The organism is Psychrobacter immobilis, from assembly GCF_904846175.1.
GTDB classification, from domain to species: Bacteria; Pseudomonadota; Gammaproteobacteria; order Pseudomonadales; family Moraxellaceae; genus Psychrobacter; species Psychrobacter immobilis_E.
In genome coordinates this window covers 16,487-33,826 of the sequence record NZ_CAJGZM010000005.1, presented here as the reverse complement: position 1 = coordinate 33,826, position 17,340 = coordinate 16,487, and the positions used below count along the sequence as shown (strand labels likewise).

Below are 17,340 nucleotides of genomic sequence, written 5' to 3'. Positions count from 1 at the left end.
GATAATCTGCTTATATTTAATAACCCTGTTTAGATAAGGGGTTAGTAATCACAATTATTTGACGCTTTACGCTGATATAAACGCTGTATTCATAGTTTTTATTATAAAAACGATTTTTAGTCGTTTTATGATGTATAACAATAATCGTAGAGAAGCTGGACCGCAGGATGACAAACTAACGTTATTTATAATACTGATGATTAAAATGATAATCGTCTATAAATACTAGCGTATATGCCACAACATCCAACTATGACTAATCTGCATTACTATAAAACCGATGAATAGCGCGGGCGCTGATAGAGGTTGTATGGTAATAAAAATTAGGGCAAAACCAAATACAGTCAATAGCCATTTGGCCATCTGACCACGATATAGCTGGCTAACAACATGTAAGCGCGCGCGATATCCGCTGTACCAAAAGATAAAAAATGCAAATACAGCTTGAGTAGCAAAACTTAGTAGCGCGCCGATAGCAGTGCTTTTAGCTACAGTAAGCTCATTATGCAGCCAGATAGCATCTATAACCCAAGCAATAATAATAAGGATAAACAATATCCATGCTTGGCGTTTTATATAGATGCCAATTTTATCTTTTTGCGTGCGTTTGGCAGGCTTGGTCATTGATATTCCTATAGCCCTATAACGTGGGGATAATGTAGCATACTTGCGACACTGTTATCCGCGAGCGGCTCACCATATAGGCATTATCTTTTAACCAAAATAAAACGCCCTTATTATAAGGAGCTAGCCGCTTTTAAGCAAGTAGAATATGCCTTTTATCAAGCATTTACTTGTTTTGCGGCGAAAACTCTTCTACAGAGTGAATAAAGTGTTGCTAATACCTGATAAAATCGTATTTTACCTACCAGTTTACCGATAATTCTTAAGCAATTTCGCTGCATGCTTTGTTTAATAGCGTTTTTTTAACAACTTTTTCAAACTTCATTATGTAAGTAACTACAAGTTATTCGTTGAAAAGTTTATGCGATACATTGGCGAATTTGCTGTGCCATTGACTGCCAACCGCTGACAAAGTCTTTACTGTTGCTCATATCTTCCGCTTGCACCGTACTTTTAACGGGTTGTAATTTCGCCAATAAACCTTTTGCAGGCTCACTTGGACTAACCAAACACATTTGCTTGGCTGGGCGCTGTTCATTAAGCCAAAGTAACTGGCTCGCTTTTGGTGCCAAATGATGGTCAGTACTTAAGCTGCCAATCAGCTGAAGCTTGGCGCTGTCTTCCATATACTGATAAGCATCGTGGTAAGCCCAGTACGGCAAAGGTTTCTGATTTTGGCCTTTCGTCTGATTTGTATTGGCTTCTGCTACTGCCCTATTCATGCGCTGAGCAAATTTTTGTGCGTTGGTATGATAGAGCTTTTTATATTGTGGATTGGCATGACTGTGAATAACAGCAAGGGCACGGGTAATGGCTTTAGCATTTTCAGGATCGAGCCAAATATGCGGATCCAGGGTGCCAGCAATGGCTTTACCTTTGATATCACGAAGCGGATGACGTTTAAACGCATCAAACTTAAATAAAGCAATTGCATTGGGCGCGCTATTAAGCGTAGCGGCTAAGTTATTCTCTAGTGGCTCACCGAACCAAACCACAAACATACTGTCCTGAATCGCTTTAATATCGCCGGGGCTGATACTACCATGATGCCCCACCTCCCCTGCTTGCAATAACTGCTTGGCGGAAGGCGTACCTTCTGTCACCGCTTGGCTCAATAAAAACAGTGGATAATTACTCACACTAACCGTAGCCGCTTGCGCGCTCATCATTGACGAGCCTAATATAAGCGCGCCAGTTATAAATAATCGCTGTAAGGTCAGAGGTAAATGTATAAAAGTTTTAGAGAATGAAATCATAATGGCTGCTTTCGAAATTCAATGATGAATGGCAATAGTGCGTATAAGCTTTTTTAGATGTTTAGGAAAAGATGTATCTATTAATAAGTGAAAACGACTTATCTATTTCTTAGTTATAGTATGTTATACTATAACAATATAAAAAACCATCACAAAAACTGCTTCATATAAAAGTGTGTTAGATAAAGGCACCTTACATATATGAAGATGATAAATATAAAATTGCTGGTTGTTTTAGTGTTGAGTTACTTTTAGGAGCTTGCTGCATGTCTAATCATTCATCCGTTTGCGCTCATGTCCATGATGTGCAAGATTTTACACCGTCCGATGTGAATGAGCGCCTCATGGCCGCAAAAGAGCAATGCCGTGCAAGCGGTGCGCGCTTTACGCCATTGCGACAACAAATTTATCAGCTGGTTTTACAAGCCAATAAGCCTGTGGGTGCTTATGATTTGATTACGCAGTTGCAGCAAATCCGCCTTAATGAGCCTGAAGTAGAAAACATCTCGTCGAGCAATCAGACAACTAATCAAACAAATAGTCAGACGCCAAAAAACGTCGCACCGCCGACTGTCTATCGCAGCTTGGAGTTTCTATTAAGTGAAGGTTTGATTCATCAGCTAACCTCTATCAATGCTTATGTGCCCTGCTGTCATCCGCGCGCCCAGCATACGGCAGCATTTCTGATATGTGCGCAGTGCCAGCGTGTACAAGAATGCAGCAGTTTACCGGTACAAGAAATGATGAGCTTTGCGCAACAAGACGTCGGTTTTGTGGTAGAACGCAGTGTCATTGAGCTCAGTGGTCGTTGCCAAGCCTGCCAGTAAAATAGTTGCGTTCCAATATTTTATGTTTACGCTCTTATGCTTAACCATTATTCTGTTATTTCTTAATTACTACTAATATATCAGTACTGCCCTATGAGCCTAGCGATTTCACCGACCCAATCCTCTTCTGCTACGAATGTAAGTAATAAGACGATGCCTAATGCCGCCAAGCTGCTGAGCTTAAGCGATATCAGCTACCATATCGGGCAGCAACGCATCCTCTCGCATATCGATATTGATATCGCTGTCAATGAAACAGTCAGCCTTATCGGTCCTAATGGTGCAGGTAAATCAACTTTGGTTAAGCTAATTTTGGGCTTAATAGAAGCAACGAGTGGACAGATAACGCCGCATCAAAAGTTGCAGCTCGGTTATGTGCCGCAGCGCTTTGCGGTAGCACCGATTTTACCGTTACGCGTTTGCGATTTATTGGCACAAGCAGATAAAAAGCGTTTAACGGCTGAGCAGCGTCAATTTATATTTGAAAACTTATCTTTAACGCACCTGCTATCGCGGCAAATGCTGCATTTATCAGGTGGTGAAACCCAGCGGGTATTACTGGCGCGTGCTTTGTTAGATAAGCCCAATTTATTGATTTTAGATGAGCCGATGCAAGGGCTTGACCCTGATACCGAGGTTTGGCTGTATCAGTTTATTGATGAGCTACCAGAATTTTTACGCTGCGCTATGTTGGTCGTTTCGCATGATTTGCATTGGGTTATGAAAGGCAGCAGGCGGGTCATTTGTCTTAATAAGCATATTTGCTGTGAGGGACAACCAAGCGAGCTTGCTATTAGTTCGGAATTTCAAAAGCTCTTTGGACATCATTACGAGCAGCCGTATGTGCATCAGCCACACGCTTGCGAGCATCATGCGCCAAGCGAGATATAATCAACAACCAAGCTTATTCAGGCAAAAACCGCCTTGTATTTTTTCTAAAAACGTTACGGATATCTATTATGACCGCTTGGTTAGCAATCATTGCCCCTGCTTGGATTGCAGGTAGTATTTTAGCCTTACTTTCTGCGCCTTTAGGTTGCTTGGTATTATGGCGGCGCATGGCATTTTTTGCCGATGCATTGGCACATGGCACCTTGCTAGGGGTAGCGTTGGCAGTATGGTGGCAATTACCCATGGGCATTGGCATCGCCATTGTCAGTGTGATGGTGGTGCTAGGACTGGTGCTAATTGATGATGAGCGTTTGCCAGTCGATGCGGTATTGGCGGTGGTAGCGGTATCGCTATTATGCTTAGGTTTATTGACGTTAACCCAGCTGACCGATCAGCAAGCCAATGTTTTAGGTTTCTTATTTGGCAACTTGCTTGAGCTTGATTGGGCAGATTTACCCTTGATTGCAACCAGTATTTTGGTTGGCTTAGGGTTACTTATTTATATATGGCCGGCACAAATCAAACTGGCTACTCATGAGGCATTGGCACGTATTCAAGGTATCAATCCCACCCGTCAGCGGCTGTTTTTTATGGGCGTATTGGCAGGGTTCTGTGCCATTGCCTTACAGGCGGTTGGTAGCTTATTAATCAGTGGTTTATTGGTACTGCCCGCACTGACTGCCCGCCTCTGGTCGGCATCGCCAAAACAAATGGTCATTATCGCCTTGATAATCGCTCAGCTTGGCGTCACGCTTGGGGTTTGGGGCAGTATCTGGTTCGATATTCAGACCGGACTTGCTATCGTTTTAGTACTCGCTATTTTATTCTTTATGGCGTTAATTATATCTAAGCTAATAAGTAAAAAATCAGGCACAAAATCCCTAATGGCAAAATTCTGGTCCCCACGCCACTAAACGTCCAAATATCTGGCAGCGCTTATGGCAGTCGTAGCCATTATTATCACCCTCGTAAAACAGCCACTGTCTTCGACTTAATCGAACTTTATTTCATCAATATTGCTAGAGCTTTACTCGTTATAATGTTATAAACTTTCTCTAATATTATCAATAATATAGTTAGCGACTTTTATAATCAAACCAACGCTTAAATAACTGATAAATTATTGATATATAACCACGAATTATTTTGATTCAATTTTGACCTCATAAGGGACTGAATCCAATGCTTAGCTATCCTGCTAGTGCAGTCAGCACGCCAGACGGACAGGTAAATATTCTGCAAATTACCGATTTGCATTTATCATCCCACGTGCCTGCGGTGGCTGACCAAACCAGTAGCGAAGTAGCAGCTTGCCAATTCAGTTTTGAGGCGATTATCAAGCAAGCGTTAAGCGAAGATCGGCGCTGTGATTTAATCCTTGTCACAGGCGACTTAGTAAATAAAGTGCAAGCAGAGATTTACGATCATATTTTTGCAGTACTGCAAGCAACCGGTATTCCTTTCGCCTGTATTGCCGGCAACCATGATGTCACTGATGAAGATGACAGCGAATTGCCATTTTTCCAGCGTCAACTGATTGCTAGAGCTGCGGATGAGCGCCTGCTAAGCCGACATATCATTGAAACCGAGCATTGGCAGCTACTGTTATTAGACTCTTCTATTACCGGTAAAGTAGCAGGAAAATTAACGACAACCGACATTAATTGGCTATATCAACAGTTGCAGACTTGCGCTAAGCCTGCGCTTATCGCCTTACACCATCATCTAATACCGGTTGATTCTGACTGGATTGATCAGCATATGGTAGAAAATGCGAATACTTTTTGGCAACGAATGGCAGCATTTGAGCACCTTAAAGTGATTATTAGCGGCCATACTCACCAAGATCAAGTCCGTTACCGTCAAGGGGTGACCGTTTATAGCACGCCGTCTACGTGTTATCAGTTCGAGCCTTTTGCAGATGATTTTGCTTATGATAAAAACGCCCTACCCGGATACCGCTGGTTGCAATTAGCCAACAATGGAGAGGTTGCAAGCTGGGTTAAAAGACTAGATACTTGACGACCAGTTTTATTGGCAAAAATTTGGCTAGAATAATATCGTTAGAGCCTGTATCTTATACTGTTATCCAATGTAAGAACAAATTAGAACGGTCTAAGTTTTATTTAGACGAAATTATAATAGCTAGGATGGCTAAATTGACCACAAGCTAAGTTTTCACAGTCAGTGATTTGTCTATTTATTTAACAGTAAGCATTTAAATAAAGAAATTCATAACCATATACCTGACCATTGATAATTGATAGGTCGCTTGCGCCCTATCGAGATAACCGTATTATTAGATCAGCTGTGTTACTTGTGTTACTAAGTGGTAAAACGTTTTATAAAGGGACAATTTATAGCGTTTGATAAATTTATAACGTCTTGTCTTTTGATATGTCGTTTTATTGAATTAATTTGAAAAAGTAGGATACCCATATGAGCACCCTGACCACGAATCCGAGCGATGTAAAGTTCACTCCTTATGAACCTGCCAAAGACGAAGAGTATATGTCTGATGAGCAATTGGCACATTTTAAGGCAATGTTATTAGATTGGAAGCACCAACTGATTGGCGAAGCGGATCGTACTAAGACTTATATTCAAGATGAGTCCAGCGCCATGCCAGATATTAATGATCGCGCCACTCAAGAAGAAGAGTTTGCCCTGACCTTGCGTACGCGTGACCGTGAACGCAAGCTGATTCGCAAAATCGACAAATCTATCGCCGAAATTGAAAACGATGATTACGGTTTTTGTGAAACTTGTGGCGTAGAGATTGGTCTACGTCGCCTTGAAGCCCGTCCAACAGCGACCCAGTGCATTGACTGCAAAACTTTATCTGAGATTAAAGAGCGTCAAAACCAAGGTGCTTAAATCCAGCAAGTTTAAAAGTCATTCATAATTGAAATATAAACACGAGCGACCATTTATTGGTCGCTCGTTGCGTTTTATAGTATTGTTATTCAACGAATAACCCTTACTTATTGACACGTCACCAACAAAATAAGCATATTTGCTAAATATCTTTTTAGCGTTATATTTATTATCCTAATGATATTCCCTACTTTGAAAACCATTCCTATTCCTATGCCAATTCCAACTCCAGCCGCATCGTCATCACAACCTATCGGACGTTTTGCCCCTTCACCCACTGGTGAGCTGCATCTTGGTTCATTAACGACGGCGCTTGCCAGCTTTTGTCATATCAAATCTATCGGTGGCAAATGGTTACTGCGTATCGAAGACACCGATACTGAACGCTGTGATGGACAGTTTACTGAGCAGATTTTGATAGATTTGGAGGTACTTGGGCTACACTGGGATGGTGATGTCATCTACCAATCTGAGCGCATTGATATTTATAATGATTACTTATCTTCAAATCTCTATCCGTTGACTTACGGCTGTCAGTGCTCACGTAAAAGTCTTGAGCGTTACTGGGAGCGAAAGGCAATAGGAGAAAGTACTGACCCGCAGCAGGCTAACCAAAAACTTCTGAACAGACAACGCTATCCACGCTGTTGTCTAAATGCAGGTTTTGATAAAGAGCAAAATAAGCTACGTATACAGCTGCCAAACTATCGCACGGGTTTTAAAGATGGTATTCAAGGCGTGCAATGGGATAATCCGCAGCAAACCCTTGGAGATATGGTGGTGCGTCGCCAAGATGGCATGATTAATTATATTTTAGCTGCCAGTCTCGATGATGGCTTGCAAGGGGTGACGCATATTATGCGCGGCTTGGACATTTTACCGATGACCACGGCGCAAATCAGCATCATGCATGCCGCGCGCTTACCTGCTATCAACTATTGGTATCATTTGCCGCTGATATGCAGTCCTGACGGTCAAAAACTCTCCAAACAAAATCTTGCTCAGCCGATTGATACTAGCAATCCAAGCAAGCTCATTACTCATGCCTTACAGCTATTGCAACAGCCCGCCGTTGATAGAGATACTCCTGTTAACATGCTTAAGCAAGCGATTGCACAATGGGATAACTTGCCGCTACAAAATATGCAGTCTTTAAGTATGCCTAATATCTAATAAAATAGTTCTAAATACCAATAGAAAAAGCGCCGCTACTAGCGACGCTTTTTTATAGTGAATAATTGGAGTGACTTAAACAATATAATCATTAAATGACTTAGTAATAACGACACTGACTCTTTTCGATCTCAGGGCTTTCTTTATAAATCTTTAGTAGAACCGCCACCATCACCAAGCTAATCAACATCGATGAACCACCATAACTAAAGAATGGCATGGTCAAACCTTTGGTCGGAATCGCCCCCATATTCATCGCCGCATTAATAATCGTCTGCGCAATAAACACCACCGCAATACCAAAGGCGGTATAACTCATCCGCATCTGCCGACGTTTAAGCGCGTTATAACTGATGCGCATGGCACTACCGATAATGAGCGCCTCAAGTATCAAGATCATCGTGACCCCAACAAAGCCTAACTCTTCACCGGTAATCGCTAATAGAAAATCCGTATGTGCCTCTGGTAAATGCGACAGTTTTTGCACGCTTTCGCCATAACCAACACCGGTAAATTGCCCGCGACCAAAGGCGATTAAGCTACGTGCCAACTGATAATCGGTGTCTTGCACATCGTCAAAGGGATCCAAAAACGACATCACGCGTACGAGGCGATATTGGACGGTCGCCACCATTAATACGGCTCCACCAACGGCGACGGCGCCGAGCGCGATAAACTGCTTGTAGGGCGCACCAGCAATATAAAATATCGCAAAGACCGTGCCGATGATAACCACAAACGAACCAAAATCTGGCTGTGCTAATAATAGAACGGTAATTAACCCGACTACTATCGCAATGCGTAAAAATCCATCCCAGCCATTACGCACCTCAAATGAGCGCCGTACCACAAAGTCTGAGACAAATATAATCATCACTAATTTAGCAAGCTCTGCGACCTGAAAGTTAAAGCCGCCGAGCGTTAGCCAACGCTTCGAGCCGTTAATAGGCGTACTAAACAAAGTAGCAAATAACAAGAGCCCAGTAATCGCTAACAGCATAAACTGAGTTTCAGTCCTATAAAGTCTTTTTAGAGATACTGCTTTGTAAGATATACCGGCGATAAACAGACCGATAGCCATATACAAAAGCTGATTATAAAAGAAATGCAGTTCGCTCATGCCGCGACTAAGGGCAAAAGGAATAGAAGCGGAAGCCACCATCAATAAGCTAAGCACCAGCATACAGCCGACACTCGATAATAAAGTTGCGCGCGCTGATGGCATGGACAGAACGCCATCTGAGCCCGTGGCTCGTGGCGATTGAGGGATCGAACGAAAAAGAGAAGAGAGCGCCATAATTTTATATACACTAGCAAACGAAAAACACGGCGTCTATAAAACGCCACCGTTTAAAAAATATGAAATAGATTTTATCTAACAAGATAATAGCAAACAGCTAGCGGGTGACAAACCACGACTTATTAGCGGTTTATAACGTCAATATTAAGGACTGACATGGCAGCATATTTCGGGTTGCTGCTTAATTCGTCACTTGATCCGTCATTTGGTTTTCGCAAGCCTCACTGCTTATATTTGACAGTAGCAGCAATTTATAAGCAAAACAATCATTTATCAAAAAACGCCTGCCATTTTTACCACACTACACGAAACAGTATAAAACTGATGGTCATACTATCTAGCGACAAGCTCTTTTATAACCAGTTATCTCACGACCAACTATCTGATGACACACTATCTTGTGGAGCATTATTTAAAAAACACTGCATTGTGAAACAGTGCTTTAAGAATTACGTCTTCAAAAAACACTGCTTCAAGAAACACTGCTTTAAGAAACATAGTCTAATTGCTTAACCAGTTGACTAAAATGCTCGCCACGGGCAGCAAAACCACTAAACTGATCGAAGCTGGCGCAAGCGGGCGATAAGAGCACCGCTTGTACTTGCGATAGGCTGCTTTCTGTGACTTGCTTAATCATCGAAAAAGCGCCTTCTAATGTCTGACATTGATGTAATGAAACGTCATCATCACGGATACCTGCTGCTCGTAAATGCTGCTCAATCTGTTGACTGTCTTCGCCAATAAATAGCACTTGGCTGACATATTGATTGATGAATGGCGCTAATTCGCCAAATTGCTGACCTTTACCCTGCCCGCCTAATATTAATAATAGCTTGCCATCTTTGGGTGCATATACCGCCCCCAAACCTTCGACAGCGGCCATGGTTGAGCCAATATTGGTGCCTTTAGAATCATTAAAATAATCAATTCCATCGACTGTAGCAACATATTCGCAGCGATGCTCAAGCCCTGTAAATGCCTGCAAAGTGTTAAGCATACTATCAAGCGGCAAACCGGCGAGCTCGCCAAGTGCCAAAGCTGCTTGCGCATTGAGTAAATTATGACGACCTTTAATGCGCAGTTTATCCGCCGATAGCAAACGTTCTGTCCCGCGTGCCAAATACGTCTGCCCTTCTGAGTCGGTAATAAGCCCATACTGACCTTTATCAGGGGCATGAATACCTGTGCTCAATCTTGGCAAATTATCCGCCACCAGCGGGCGCGTCAACGCATCTTCGCGGTTGATAACTACTGATTTGGCACCTTGGAAAATGCGATGTTTGGCTTGATGATAGCCGAGCATATCGCCATGACGGTCTAAGTGGTCAGGCGACATATTGAGTACCGTTGCCACTTGCGCGCCTAAATTGGTGACAGTTTCTAACTGGAAACTAGATAGCTCGATAACGGCCAACTCCATCTCGCTATTAGACAGTAAAGTCAGTGCTGGCACGCCAATATTGCCGCCCACGCCAACATTGACCCCCGCATCCGCCGCCATTTGGCCAACCAATGTGGTGACGGTGCTTTTAGCATTAGAGCCAGTAATGGCAATAATAGGTACGCGGCACGCTTCACAAAATAGCTGAATGTCGCTAACGACCGGAATATCCGCCTCTTTAGCCGCGGCAACTGCTGATGTCTTCAATGAGATGCCTGGACTGATGATAATTCGAGCCGCTTGTTGCAATAACTCCGCATCTATCGCCCCGAATTGACGAATCTCAACAGCAGCAGGTAACTGGTCTGCTAAAGACGGGCTCACTTGATTATCAGTTACGGCAACTTGGTAGCCTTGCTCGGTCAAATAATGCGCCACCGACAGTCCTGACTGTCCCAAACCGACCACGACTTGTAAACCACTGCCTTTATGAAGTAAGGCTTCTTTTGCGGTGCTGGCGGTCATATCTATTCCTTCTATCTATTGGACAAACAAAATTGTGTCAAGCATCTCGACTTTAATGAATAGCTTTTATAAGCAATTTTTATAAAAAACTTGCCTATAAGTTTAGCTCTATGAATACGTGCTATATAGTCTGAATAAGACGTTTTAGATGAACAGCATCATAAAGCCATTACTCGGATTTCGGTACTGGTTTTTTGAGGCTTTGTGTTATTATGCGCCTGTTTTTATATTGAGTCGCTAATGCTATAATAGCTGCCTTAATAGTAACTGCTATCGCAAATAGCTATTTTGACCAAGTATGCAATCTAGCATTTTAGTTTAGCATGTTGTCACACGTATCGGGATATTGTCATCTTCCTTCAGCAACGATTCGTCTGTTGATAATGGTATGACAGACAATTACTGCCCTAGATTATGGCGTTTTGTCTGACAGATTTGTTATCTTCTTCTACCGCAATAGGCCATCGCGGACACTTATTCATCATTTTAAAGACTGTCATCATAGTGATTATGGGTGATGGCATTTGCGATACCGTTATAAAGGTCAATAAATAGTTGGTCTCTATACAATCATTTTATCGCTAAGCTTTATTGCTGAGTTAGAAATGATTGTTTTTTTTGCCTCTAACCCTATGCAGTTTACTTATGACATCTTTTTTTGGCAGTTTGCGTGAAGAGTGGTTTTCTAATATCCGCGGTGATACGTTATCAGGTTTGGTCGTCGCACTGGCCTTGATTCCAGAAGCGATTGCCTTTTCTATTATCGCTGGTGTCGACCCAAAAGTCGGTTTGTATGCATCGTTTTGTATCGCTGTGGTGATCAGTTTTGTCGGTGGGCGTCCGGGTATGATTTCAGCGGCAACTGGTGCAATGGCACTGGTTATGGTTGATTTGGTCGCCGAGCACGGTTTGCAATATTTACTGGCCGCAACCTTATTATGCGGCGTCATCCAAATTATCATGGGCATTCTAAAGCTTGGTAACTTGATGCGCTTTGTGTCGCGCTCGGTGGTCATTGGTTTTGTCAATGCACTGGCGATTTTAATATTTGCTGCTCAGTTGCCTGAGCTTAATCCGATGACTGAGCGTGTCGGTATGACAGTTTATATTATGACCGCAGCTGGGTTGGCGATCATCTACTTGTTTCCACTGATTCCTAAAATCGGTCGCGTGATTCCATCACCGCTGATTTGTATTGTTGGCTTGACCGCGGTCGCCATGTATATGAATCTCGATATTCGTAACGTCGGTAGCATGGGCGCTTTACCAGATTCTTTACCAGTATTTTTGTTGCCTGATATTCCGCTGAATTTGAATACCTTATTGATTATCGCCCCTTATTCCATCGCGCTTGCGATTGTAGGTTTATTAGAATCGATGATGACTGCGACGATTGTCGATGAATTAACCGACACACCAAGTGATAAAAACAAAGAATGCCGTGGTCAAGGTGTCGCTAACGTGGTATCAGGATTCTTTGGTGGTATGGCAGGTTGTGCGATGATTGGGCAGTCGATGATTAACGTCAAATCCGGCGGTCGTACGCGTTTATCAACGCTCATCGCTGGCGTGGTGCTGCTCATCATGGTGGTATTCTTAAGTGATTGGGTGAGCTTGATACCGATGGCCGCACTGGTAGCAGTGATGATTATGGTTTCTATCGGTACCTTTAACTGGCAGTCTATTCGTGAATTTAAAACCCATCCGCTGTCCTTTAATATCGTTATGCTAGCAACGGTTCTGACCACCGTCTTTACGCATAACCTAGCGTACGGCGTCGGCGTTGGGGTGCTGTTATCTGCCTTAGCATTTGCCAATAAAATCGGGCAATTTTTAACTGTTTTTAGCGAATATGATGATAGCAGCAATACGCGCTATTATTATGTACAAGGACAGGTGTTCTTTGCTTCAACGACGCAGTTTTTGCAGAGTTTTGATACCAAAGAAGCTTTGGATAGCGTACAAATCGACGTCAGCCAAGCCCATTTTTGGGATGTGAGCGCCGTTGATACTTTGGACAAACTGGTCATGCGCTTGCAACGCGAAGGTATTGACGTCAAAGTGGTCGGACTGAACAGCGCCAGCCGTACCCTTATCGATCGTTTTTCGATTCATGATCGCCGAGATATTGGGCTCTTAGATTAAGTAAAACTGCATTAGTGTTATCAAGCTGAGATAAGCGCTTAGTTTATTCATCAGTAATTATATTGGTATATAAAATCAGGCTCGCTGGTTAAAGGAATGACTTTAATCAGCGGGCCTGCGTTTTTATTATTGAGATATGTGGTGCCTTTATGAGTAATTTGAAGCCAGACAGTGTGATTGCTTGCTTGGATTGTCCCAATCATGTGCAAGCGGTATTGGATGCCAGTATGTGGGCATCTGCTCGTCTGCAAGCACCTATTGGTCTGCTCCATTCCGTACCGAGTTTACAACAAAAAGCCGCCGTCGATTATTCTGGCTGCCTAAATATTGATGATGAAAATATCTTGCTAGATCAATTTACGGCAAAAGAACACTCGAGTAATAGCGAGCTAAAGGCCCAAGGTAAGCTGCTGCTACACCAAGCGACCACTTACTGCGAGCAGCAACCTCATAAGTTTAAAACCTATACCTTGCATCGGCATGAAACTCTGAGTGACAGCATTGATTACGTCGATGACAAGGCTCAATTGATTGTCATCGGTCATCATGTCACCTGTAAATCAACCTTAAGCCAGCTTATCCGCTTAAGCCACTGCCCCATTTTGGTGACTCATGCACCATTTTTGCCCACAACCACGGCATTATTTGCTTTTGATAATAGCCCAACCTCGCATAAACTGCTAAATTGGCTCTGCAAAACACCGCTCGTTCGTGCTTTGACAATACACATTGTCATGGTTGCCAAAGAAAATCCAGAAAACTGCGATGCGTTACGTGAAGCTTATGCGCGCCTCAAACAAGCGGGCATCAAATGTAAAAAAGCCTTGCTTGACTGCCGTGATGTGACTGCTGCCCTAAATTACTACCAAAGCAAAAACGATATTGGTCTGCTGATGACTGGTGCTTTTGGGCAGCCGCGTTTGCTTGAATTACTAAAAGGTAGCGAGACAAAAAAACTACTGGGCAGCACCAAAACCCCGTATTTACTCTTCCCCAAGGCATAATCAAACATAACACTCCTCCTTTATTTTACTGTAAAGACTTAATGTTAAGCGTGATTTATCGCGCTTTTAATATTCCATTTCGCGCAAGCCTCTACGACTTCCTGCCCTTTTCTCTGCCATCATCTTTTAGCAAATCATCACATGAAATAAAGTGATAGCCTACCTAAGTGCTTAAAAAGTTGGTTATAATAAAGTGTTCGTTCACTCAACGTTAAAGGTTGATTTCCCTAACTTGTATCAATAAATGTACTATTTATCGTTATGATATAAGCGCTATTCGTTGTCATTTTTATGAGTGTTTTTGAGCGCCTGTGTGCAAACCTACCTACCCCCTTGAGTAGATTTGGCACAGTTCTTGAAGCACTGTCCGTAAGCATGACAATAGCACGCGGCGGCAAACTGCCTCTATTAACCTGCGACATCACCTATATAAGGATTTTTTTATGAAGCTAATCACTGCGATCTTAAAACCGTTTAAGCTCGATGATGTGCGTGAAGCGCTTTCTGACATCGGTGTGAAAGGTGTCACCGTCACCGAGGTCAAAGGTTTCGGTCGTCAAAAAGGTCATACCGAGCTCTATCGCGGCGCCGAGTACGTGGTGGACTTTTTACCTAAAGTAAAAGTCGAAGTGGCAGTGATGGATGAGATGGTCGAACCTGCTATCGAAGCCATTACGCGTATCGCAAGTACTGGAAAAATCGGTGACGGCAAGATATTTGTGACCAATCTTGAGCAAGTCATTCGTATTCGTACGGGTGAGACAGGTCCTGATGCCATTTAATTTTGAAGCGCCAGACCGCCTATGAATACTGATTGATAGGTCATCTCGATAGCTATATTGCATATATTCAAGGGGGAATTAACATGCAAAACCAAATATTTGAGCTCCAGTACGCGCTAGATACATTCTATTTCTTAATGTGTGGGGCGCTAGTCATGTGGATGGCAGCTGGCTTTACCATGTTAGAAGCAGGATTGGTACGCTCAAAAAATACCGTCGAAATCCTTACCAAAAATATCGCCCTCTTTGCAACCGCCTGTACCATGTATATGATATGCGGTTATGCCATTATGTATGATGGCACTCTGTTTTTGAGCGGTATTGCAGGCACTGAAACCTTAGTAGCAGATGCATTAGTGACCTCAGCTGAAAATGGCTTTGCTGGCGACGCCGTATATTCGGCCGCCTCTGATTTCTTCTTCCAAGTAGTTTTTGTCGCCACCTGTATGTCAATCGTTTCAGGTGCGGTGGCTGAACGCATGAAGTTATGGTCTTTTTTACTCTTTGCCGTTGTCATGACCGGGTTTATTTACCCGTTAGAAGGCAGTTGGACGTGGGGCGGTAAAGAAGTCTTTGGTTTATATAGTTTGGGCGATTTGGGTTTTTCTGATTTTGCTGGTTCAGGTATCGTCCATATGGCAGGAGCCGCTGCCGCGCTATCGGGTGTTTTGCTGTTAGGGGCGCGTAAAGGTAAATACGGTCCAAATGGTGAGATACGTGCTATTCCGGGGGCCAACTTACCCTTGGCCGCGCTTGGTACTCTTATCTTATGGATGGGCTGGTTTGGGTTTAACGGTGGTTCCGTACTCAAGCTTAGCGATATCGTTAGTGCCAATGCGGTTGCGGTGGTGTTTTTAAATACCAATGCCGCTGCTGCAGGTGGTGCAATCGGCGCACTTATCATCGCGCGCATTATATTTGGTAAGGCAGATTTGACCATGCTCTTAAATGGTGCACTAGCAGGTCTTGTCGCTATCACTGCAGAACCCTCTACACCGTCGGCGCTTCAGGCAACACTATTTGGAATAATGGCAGGTGTCATCGTCGTACTATCTATCTTAGTATTAGATAAAATAAAAATTGATGATCCAGTAGGGGCTATTTCGGTGCATGGCGTGGCAGGCTTATTCGGTATACTGCTAGTTCCTCTAACAAATCCAGCTGCTACTTTGCTCGGGCAAATGGCCGGTGCTGCAACCATCTTTACTTGGGTGTTTATCAGTAGCCTGATTGTATGGAGCATTATTAAACTGGTGATTGGTCTGCGTATCTCTGAAGAAGAAGAATACCAAGGGGCAGATATAGCCGAATGCGGTATGGAAGCCTATCCAGAGTTTATAAGGTAAGCTTACTATCTACGATGGTTTTATTGAGGACCATTTTATCCACAATAAAACCATCATTAATAAAATTAGCATTTATAAAAACGTATTGATAAAAGCAGTATTGATAAAGCACTCACCAATAAAATCGTTATTAATAAAAGCGCTAGCATTAAAAATCCCGCATAACCTTTTGGTGATGCGGGATTCTTTATTTCTTATTCTTTATAAAGCTTAATCTACATTAACAACCAAGCTTAATAGAGCAGAATTATATCAGCTTATTTCTTTTTCCACGTTTGGCTACGTGAGAATGGACCGATATAACCTTTTAGTTTTAAGGTGCTGCCACTTAGGTTAGCAGTCATGCGATAGTCTTTATTCTTTTCAGGGTCAGTAATGGTACCACCACTGTATTTACCACCACCGTCAGCTTTCAGACCAGAAATGATCGTCATGCCAACATGCTTTTTACCTTTTTCTGAAGTCGTACTGATAAGCTTACCAGTTAGGACGCCATTAGACTCAGTGATTTTAACCACGCCTTTTGGCTGGCCTTCATCAAAAGTCTGCCAAGTAGTGTTGTGTAATGGGTCAGCGGCGAATGCCATGCTTGCTAAACTGATACCGGCAACTGCTAAAGTGGTTTTTGCGAATAATTTCATAAATTGACTCCCTTCATTCAATGATTACTAGAAACGTTGTGTTTCTGATGTCCTACGCTTATCCTTTTATCAACAATCTTTTATTGCAAGCTTGCGGTTCTAACCTAAAGTTTAAGTTAGTAACCTGCATTAGTGTTTAATTAATGCTCAGTCTTATATAAAAAATCTGATCGACATAAGCGATGTCTTAACTCATTATAAGCAATTTTTAGAATTTGCCTAGTAATTTTTTTATAGTTTATTATTTCTCTAAAACTAAAAGCATATCAAACAGTTACAGGAACGGATTGTCTATAATTTTATCTGATTGGTCATCTTTTTCTTTTGACTTATCCTCAGTATTACTATATTGACTGCGGTTTTCAAATGCCAGCATAATTTTACTTGTGAGCTCGTGTAGCTGTTGTGCTTGCTCATATCCAATATCGTTAAAGACCAGATTAATGTCGCCATAAATAATAATTTTGTCTTCTTGGTTTTCGATTACCAAATCGCCAATCTGCATACTTTGGTGATTATTTGCAAATGGATCAATCATTTAGTCCTCCTTTACCTTAACAGCGCATTA

General features: G+C 42.6%; 16 protein-coding genes. 10 read left to right on the top strand and 6 right to left on the bottom strand.

Features of this window, described 5'->3' with window-relative positions:
* Positions 1 to 225 precede the first annotated feature (225 nt).
* Together JMW39_RS08440 and JMW39_RS08435 are read right to left on the bottom strand one after the other, a co-directional pair.
* Positions 226 to 624: an ATP synthase subunit I gene (locus JMW39_RS08440; RefSeq protein ID WP_201545917.1), complete on the bottom strand. Its 399-nt coding sequence runs from the start codon at positions 622 to 624 to the stop codon at positions 226 to 228.
* 359 nt (positions 625 to 983) lie between these two features.
* The gene (locus JMW39_RS08435; protein WP_227679470.1) at positions 984 to 1,793 is read right to left on the bottom strand and encodes a metal ABC transporter solute-binding protein, Zn/Mn family; all 810 of its coding nucleotides are present in this window, start codon (positions 1,791 to 1,793) and stop codon (positions 984 to 986) included.
* Positions 1,794 to 2,146: 353 nt separating this feature from the next.
* Between JMW39_RS08435 and JMW39_RS08430 the strand changes: the two genes are divergently transcribed.
* From JMW39_RS08430 to gluQRS, 6 genes are all read left to right on the top strand, one after another.
* A complete protein-coding gene (locus JMW39_RS08430) occupies positions 2,147 to 2,707 on the top strand; it encodes a Fur family transcriptional regulator (RefSeq protein ID WP_201545906.1) in 561 nt (186 codons plus the stop codon).
* A 153-nt stretch (positions 2,708 to 2,860) separates the two neighbouring features.
* Positions 2,861 to 3,598 carry a metal ABC transporter ATP-binding protein gene (locus tag JMW39_RS08425; RefSeq protein WP_201546151.1) on the top strand — a complete coding sequence of 246 codons (738 nt, stop codon included), beginning with the start codon at positions 2,861 to 2,863 and terminating at the stop codon, positions 3,596 to 3,598.
* A gap of 68 nt (positions 3,599 to 3,666) precedes the next feature.
* Entirely contained in the window at positions 3,667 to 4,512 is an 846-nt protein-coding gene (locus tag JMW39_RS08420) for a metal ABC transporter permease (protein WP_201545904.1), read from the top strand.
* Positions 4,513 to 4,780: 268 nt separating this feature from the next.
* A complete protein-coding gene (locus tag JMW39_RS08415) occupies positions 4,781 to 5,620 on the top strand; it encodes a metallophosphoesterase (RefSeq protein ID WP_201545902.1) in 840 nt (279 codons plus the stop codon).
* Positions 5,621 to 6,037: 417 nt separating this feature from the next.
* Positions 6,038 to 6,475 (top strand): RNA polymerase-binding protein DksA, encoded by a 438-nt coding sequence (gene dksA, locus JMW39_RS08410; RefSeq protein WP_201545900.1) that lies wholly within the window; start codon positions 6,038 to 6,040, stop codon positions 6,473 to 6,475.
* A 213-nt stretch (positions 6,476 to 6,688) separates the two neighbouring features.
* Positions 6,689 to 7,648 carry a tRNA glutamyl-Q(34) synthetase GluQRS gene (gene gluQRS / locus JMW39_RS08405; protein WP_201546149.1) on the top strand — a complete coding sequence of 320 codons (960 nt, stop codon included), beginning with the start codon at positions 6,689 to 6,691 and terminating at the stop codon, positions 7,646 to 7,648.
* 100 nt (positions 7,649 to 7,748) lie between these two features.
* On the opposite strand, the gene ftsW is transcribed toward gluQRS, so the two are convergent.
* Both ftsW and murD read right to left on the bottom strand, forming a co-directional pair.
* Entirely contained in the window at positions 7,749 to 8,873 is a 1,125-nt protein-coding gene (ftsW, locus tag JMW39_RS08400) for a putative lipid II flippase FtsW (protein ID WP_201545892.1), read from the bottom strand.
* A gap of 562 nt (positions 8,874 to 9,435) precedes the next feature.
* A complete protein-coding gene (gene murD / locus JMW39_RS08395) occupies positions 9,436 to 10,854 on the bottom strand; it encodes a UDP-N-acetylmuramoyl-L-alanine--D-glutamate ligase (protein WP_201545890.1) in 1,419 nt (472 codons plus the stop codon).
* A gap of 645 nt (positions 10,855 to 11,499) precedes the next feature.
* Here murD and JMW39_RS08390 point away from each other — a divergent pair.
* The 4 genes from JMW39_RS08390 to JMW39_RS08375 all read left to right on the top strand — a co-directional run bounded on the left by JMW39_RS08390 (position 11,500) and on the right by JMW39_RS08375 (position 16,131).
* Positions 11,500 to 12,999, top strand: a complete 1,500-nt coding sequence (locus tag JMW39_RS08390) for a SulP family inorganic anion transporter (RefSeq protein WP_201545888.1) — start codon at positions 11,500 to 11,502, stop codon at positions 12,997 to 12,999.
* Between the two features lie 149 nt (positions 13,000 to 13,148).
* A complete protein-coding gene (locus tag JMW39_RS08385) occupies positions 13,149 to 14,003 on the top strand; it encodes a universal stress protein (protein ID WP_201545886.1) in 855 nt (284 codons plus the stop codon).
* A 443-nt stretch (positions 14,004 to 14,446) separates the two neighbouring features.
* A complete protein-coding gene (locus tag JMW39_RS08380; RefSeq protein ID WP_011514651.1) occupies positions 14,447 to 14,785 on the top strand; it encodes a P-II family nitrogen regulator in 339 nt (112 codons plus the stop codon).
* Positions 14,786 to 14,868: 83 nt separating this feature from the next.
* Complete coding sequence (locus JMW39_RS08375; protein WP_201545884.1) at positions 14,869 to 16,131, top strand: ammonium transporter; 1,263 nt, start codon at positions 14,869 to 14,871, stop codon at positions 16,129 to 16,131.
* 257 nt (positions 16,132 to 16,388) lie between these two features.
* Here JMW39_RS08375 and JMW39_RS08370 read toward each other — a convergent pair whose 3' ends face one another.
* On the bottom strand, positions 16,389 to 16,772 hold the full coding sequence (locus JMW39_RS08370; protein WP_201545882.1) for a DUF2147 domain-containing protein: 384 nt from the start codon (positions 16,770 to 16,772) through the stop codon (positions 16,389 to 16,391).
* Between the two features lie 274 nt (positions 16,773 to 17,046).
* Positions 17,047 to 17,310, bottom strand: a complete 264-nt coding sequence (locus JMW39_RS08365) for a hypothetical protein (RefSeq protein WP_201545880.1) — start codon at positions 17,308 to 17,310, stop codon at positions 17,047 to 17,049.
* Positions 17,311 to 17,340: the final 30 nt, after the last annotated feature.

Bases quoted from the DNA above. Each gene is read 5' to 3' on its own strand.
- JMW39_RS08440 (WP_201545917.1), bottom strand. From the start codon at position 624: ATGACCAAGCCTGCCAAACGCACGCAAAAAGATAAAATTGGCATCTAT.
- JMW39_RS08435 (WP_227679470.1), bottom strand. From the start codon at position 1,793: ATGATGAGCGCGCAAGCGGCTACGGTTAGTGTGAGTAATTATCCACTG.
- JMW39_RS08430 (WP_201545906.1), top strand. From the start codon at position 2,147: ATGTCTAATCATTCATCCGTTTGCGCTCATGTCCATGATGTGCAAGAT.
- JMW39_RS08425 (WP_201546151.1), top strand. From the start codon at position 2,861: ATGCCTAATGCCGCCAAGCTGCTGAGCTTAAGCGATATCAGCTACCAT.
- JMW39_RS08420 (WP_201545904.1), top strand. From the start codon at position 3,667: ATGACCGCTTGGTTAGCAATCATTGCCCCTGCTTGGATTGCAGGTAGT.
- JMW39_RS08415 (WP_201545902.1), top strand. From the start codon at position 4,781: ATGCTTAGCTATCCTGCTAGTGCAGTCAGCACGCCAGACGGACAGGTA.
- dksA (WP_201545900.1), top strand. From the start codon at position 6,038: ATGAGCACCCTGACCACGAATCCGAGCGATGTAAAGTTCACTCCTTAT.
- gluQRS (WP_201546149.1), top strand. From the start codon at position 6,689: ATGCCAATTCCAACTCCAGCCGCATCGTCATCACAACCTATCGGACGT.
- ftsW (WP_201545892.1), bottom strand. From the start codon at position 8,873: ATGCCATCAGCGCGCGCAACTTTATTATCGAGTGTCGGCTGTATGCTG.
- murD (WP_201545890.1), bottom strand. From the start codon at position 10,854: ATGACCGCCAGCACCGCAAAAGAAGCCTTACTTCATAAAGGCAGTGGT.
- JMW39_RS08390 (WP_201545888.1), top strand. From the start codon at position 11,500: ATGACATCTTTTTTTGGCAGTTTGCGTGAAGAGTGGTTTTCTAATATC.
- JMW39_RS08385 (WP_201545886.1), top strand. From the start codon at position 13,149: ATGAGTAATTTGAAGCCAGACAGTGTGATTGCTTGCTTGGATTGTCCC.
- JMW39_RS08380 (WP_011514651.1), top strand. From the start codon at position 14,447: ATGAAGCTAATCACTGCGATCTTAAAACCGTTTAAGCTCGATGATGTG.
- JMW39_RS08375 (WP_201545884.1), top strand. From the start codon at position 14,869: ATGCAAAACCAAATATTTGAGCTCCAGTACGCGCTAGATACATTCTAT.
- JMW39_RS08370 (WP_201545882.1), bottom strand. From the start codon at position 16,772: ATGAAATTATTCGCAAAAACCACTTTAGCAGTTGCCGGTATCAGTTTA.
- JMW39_RS08365 (WP_201545880.1), bottom strand. From the start codon at position 17,310: ATGATTGATCCATTTGCAAATAATCACCAAAGTATGCAGATTGGCGAT.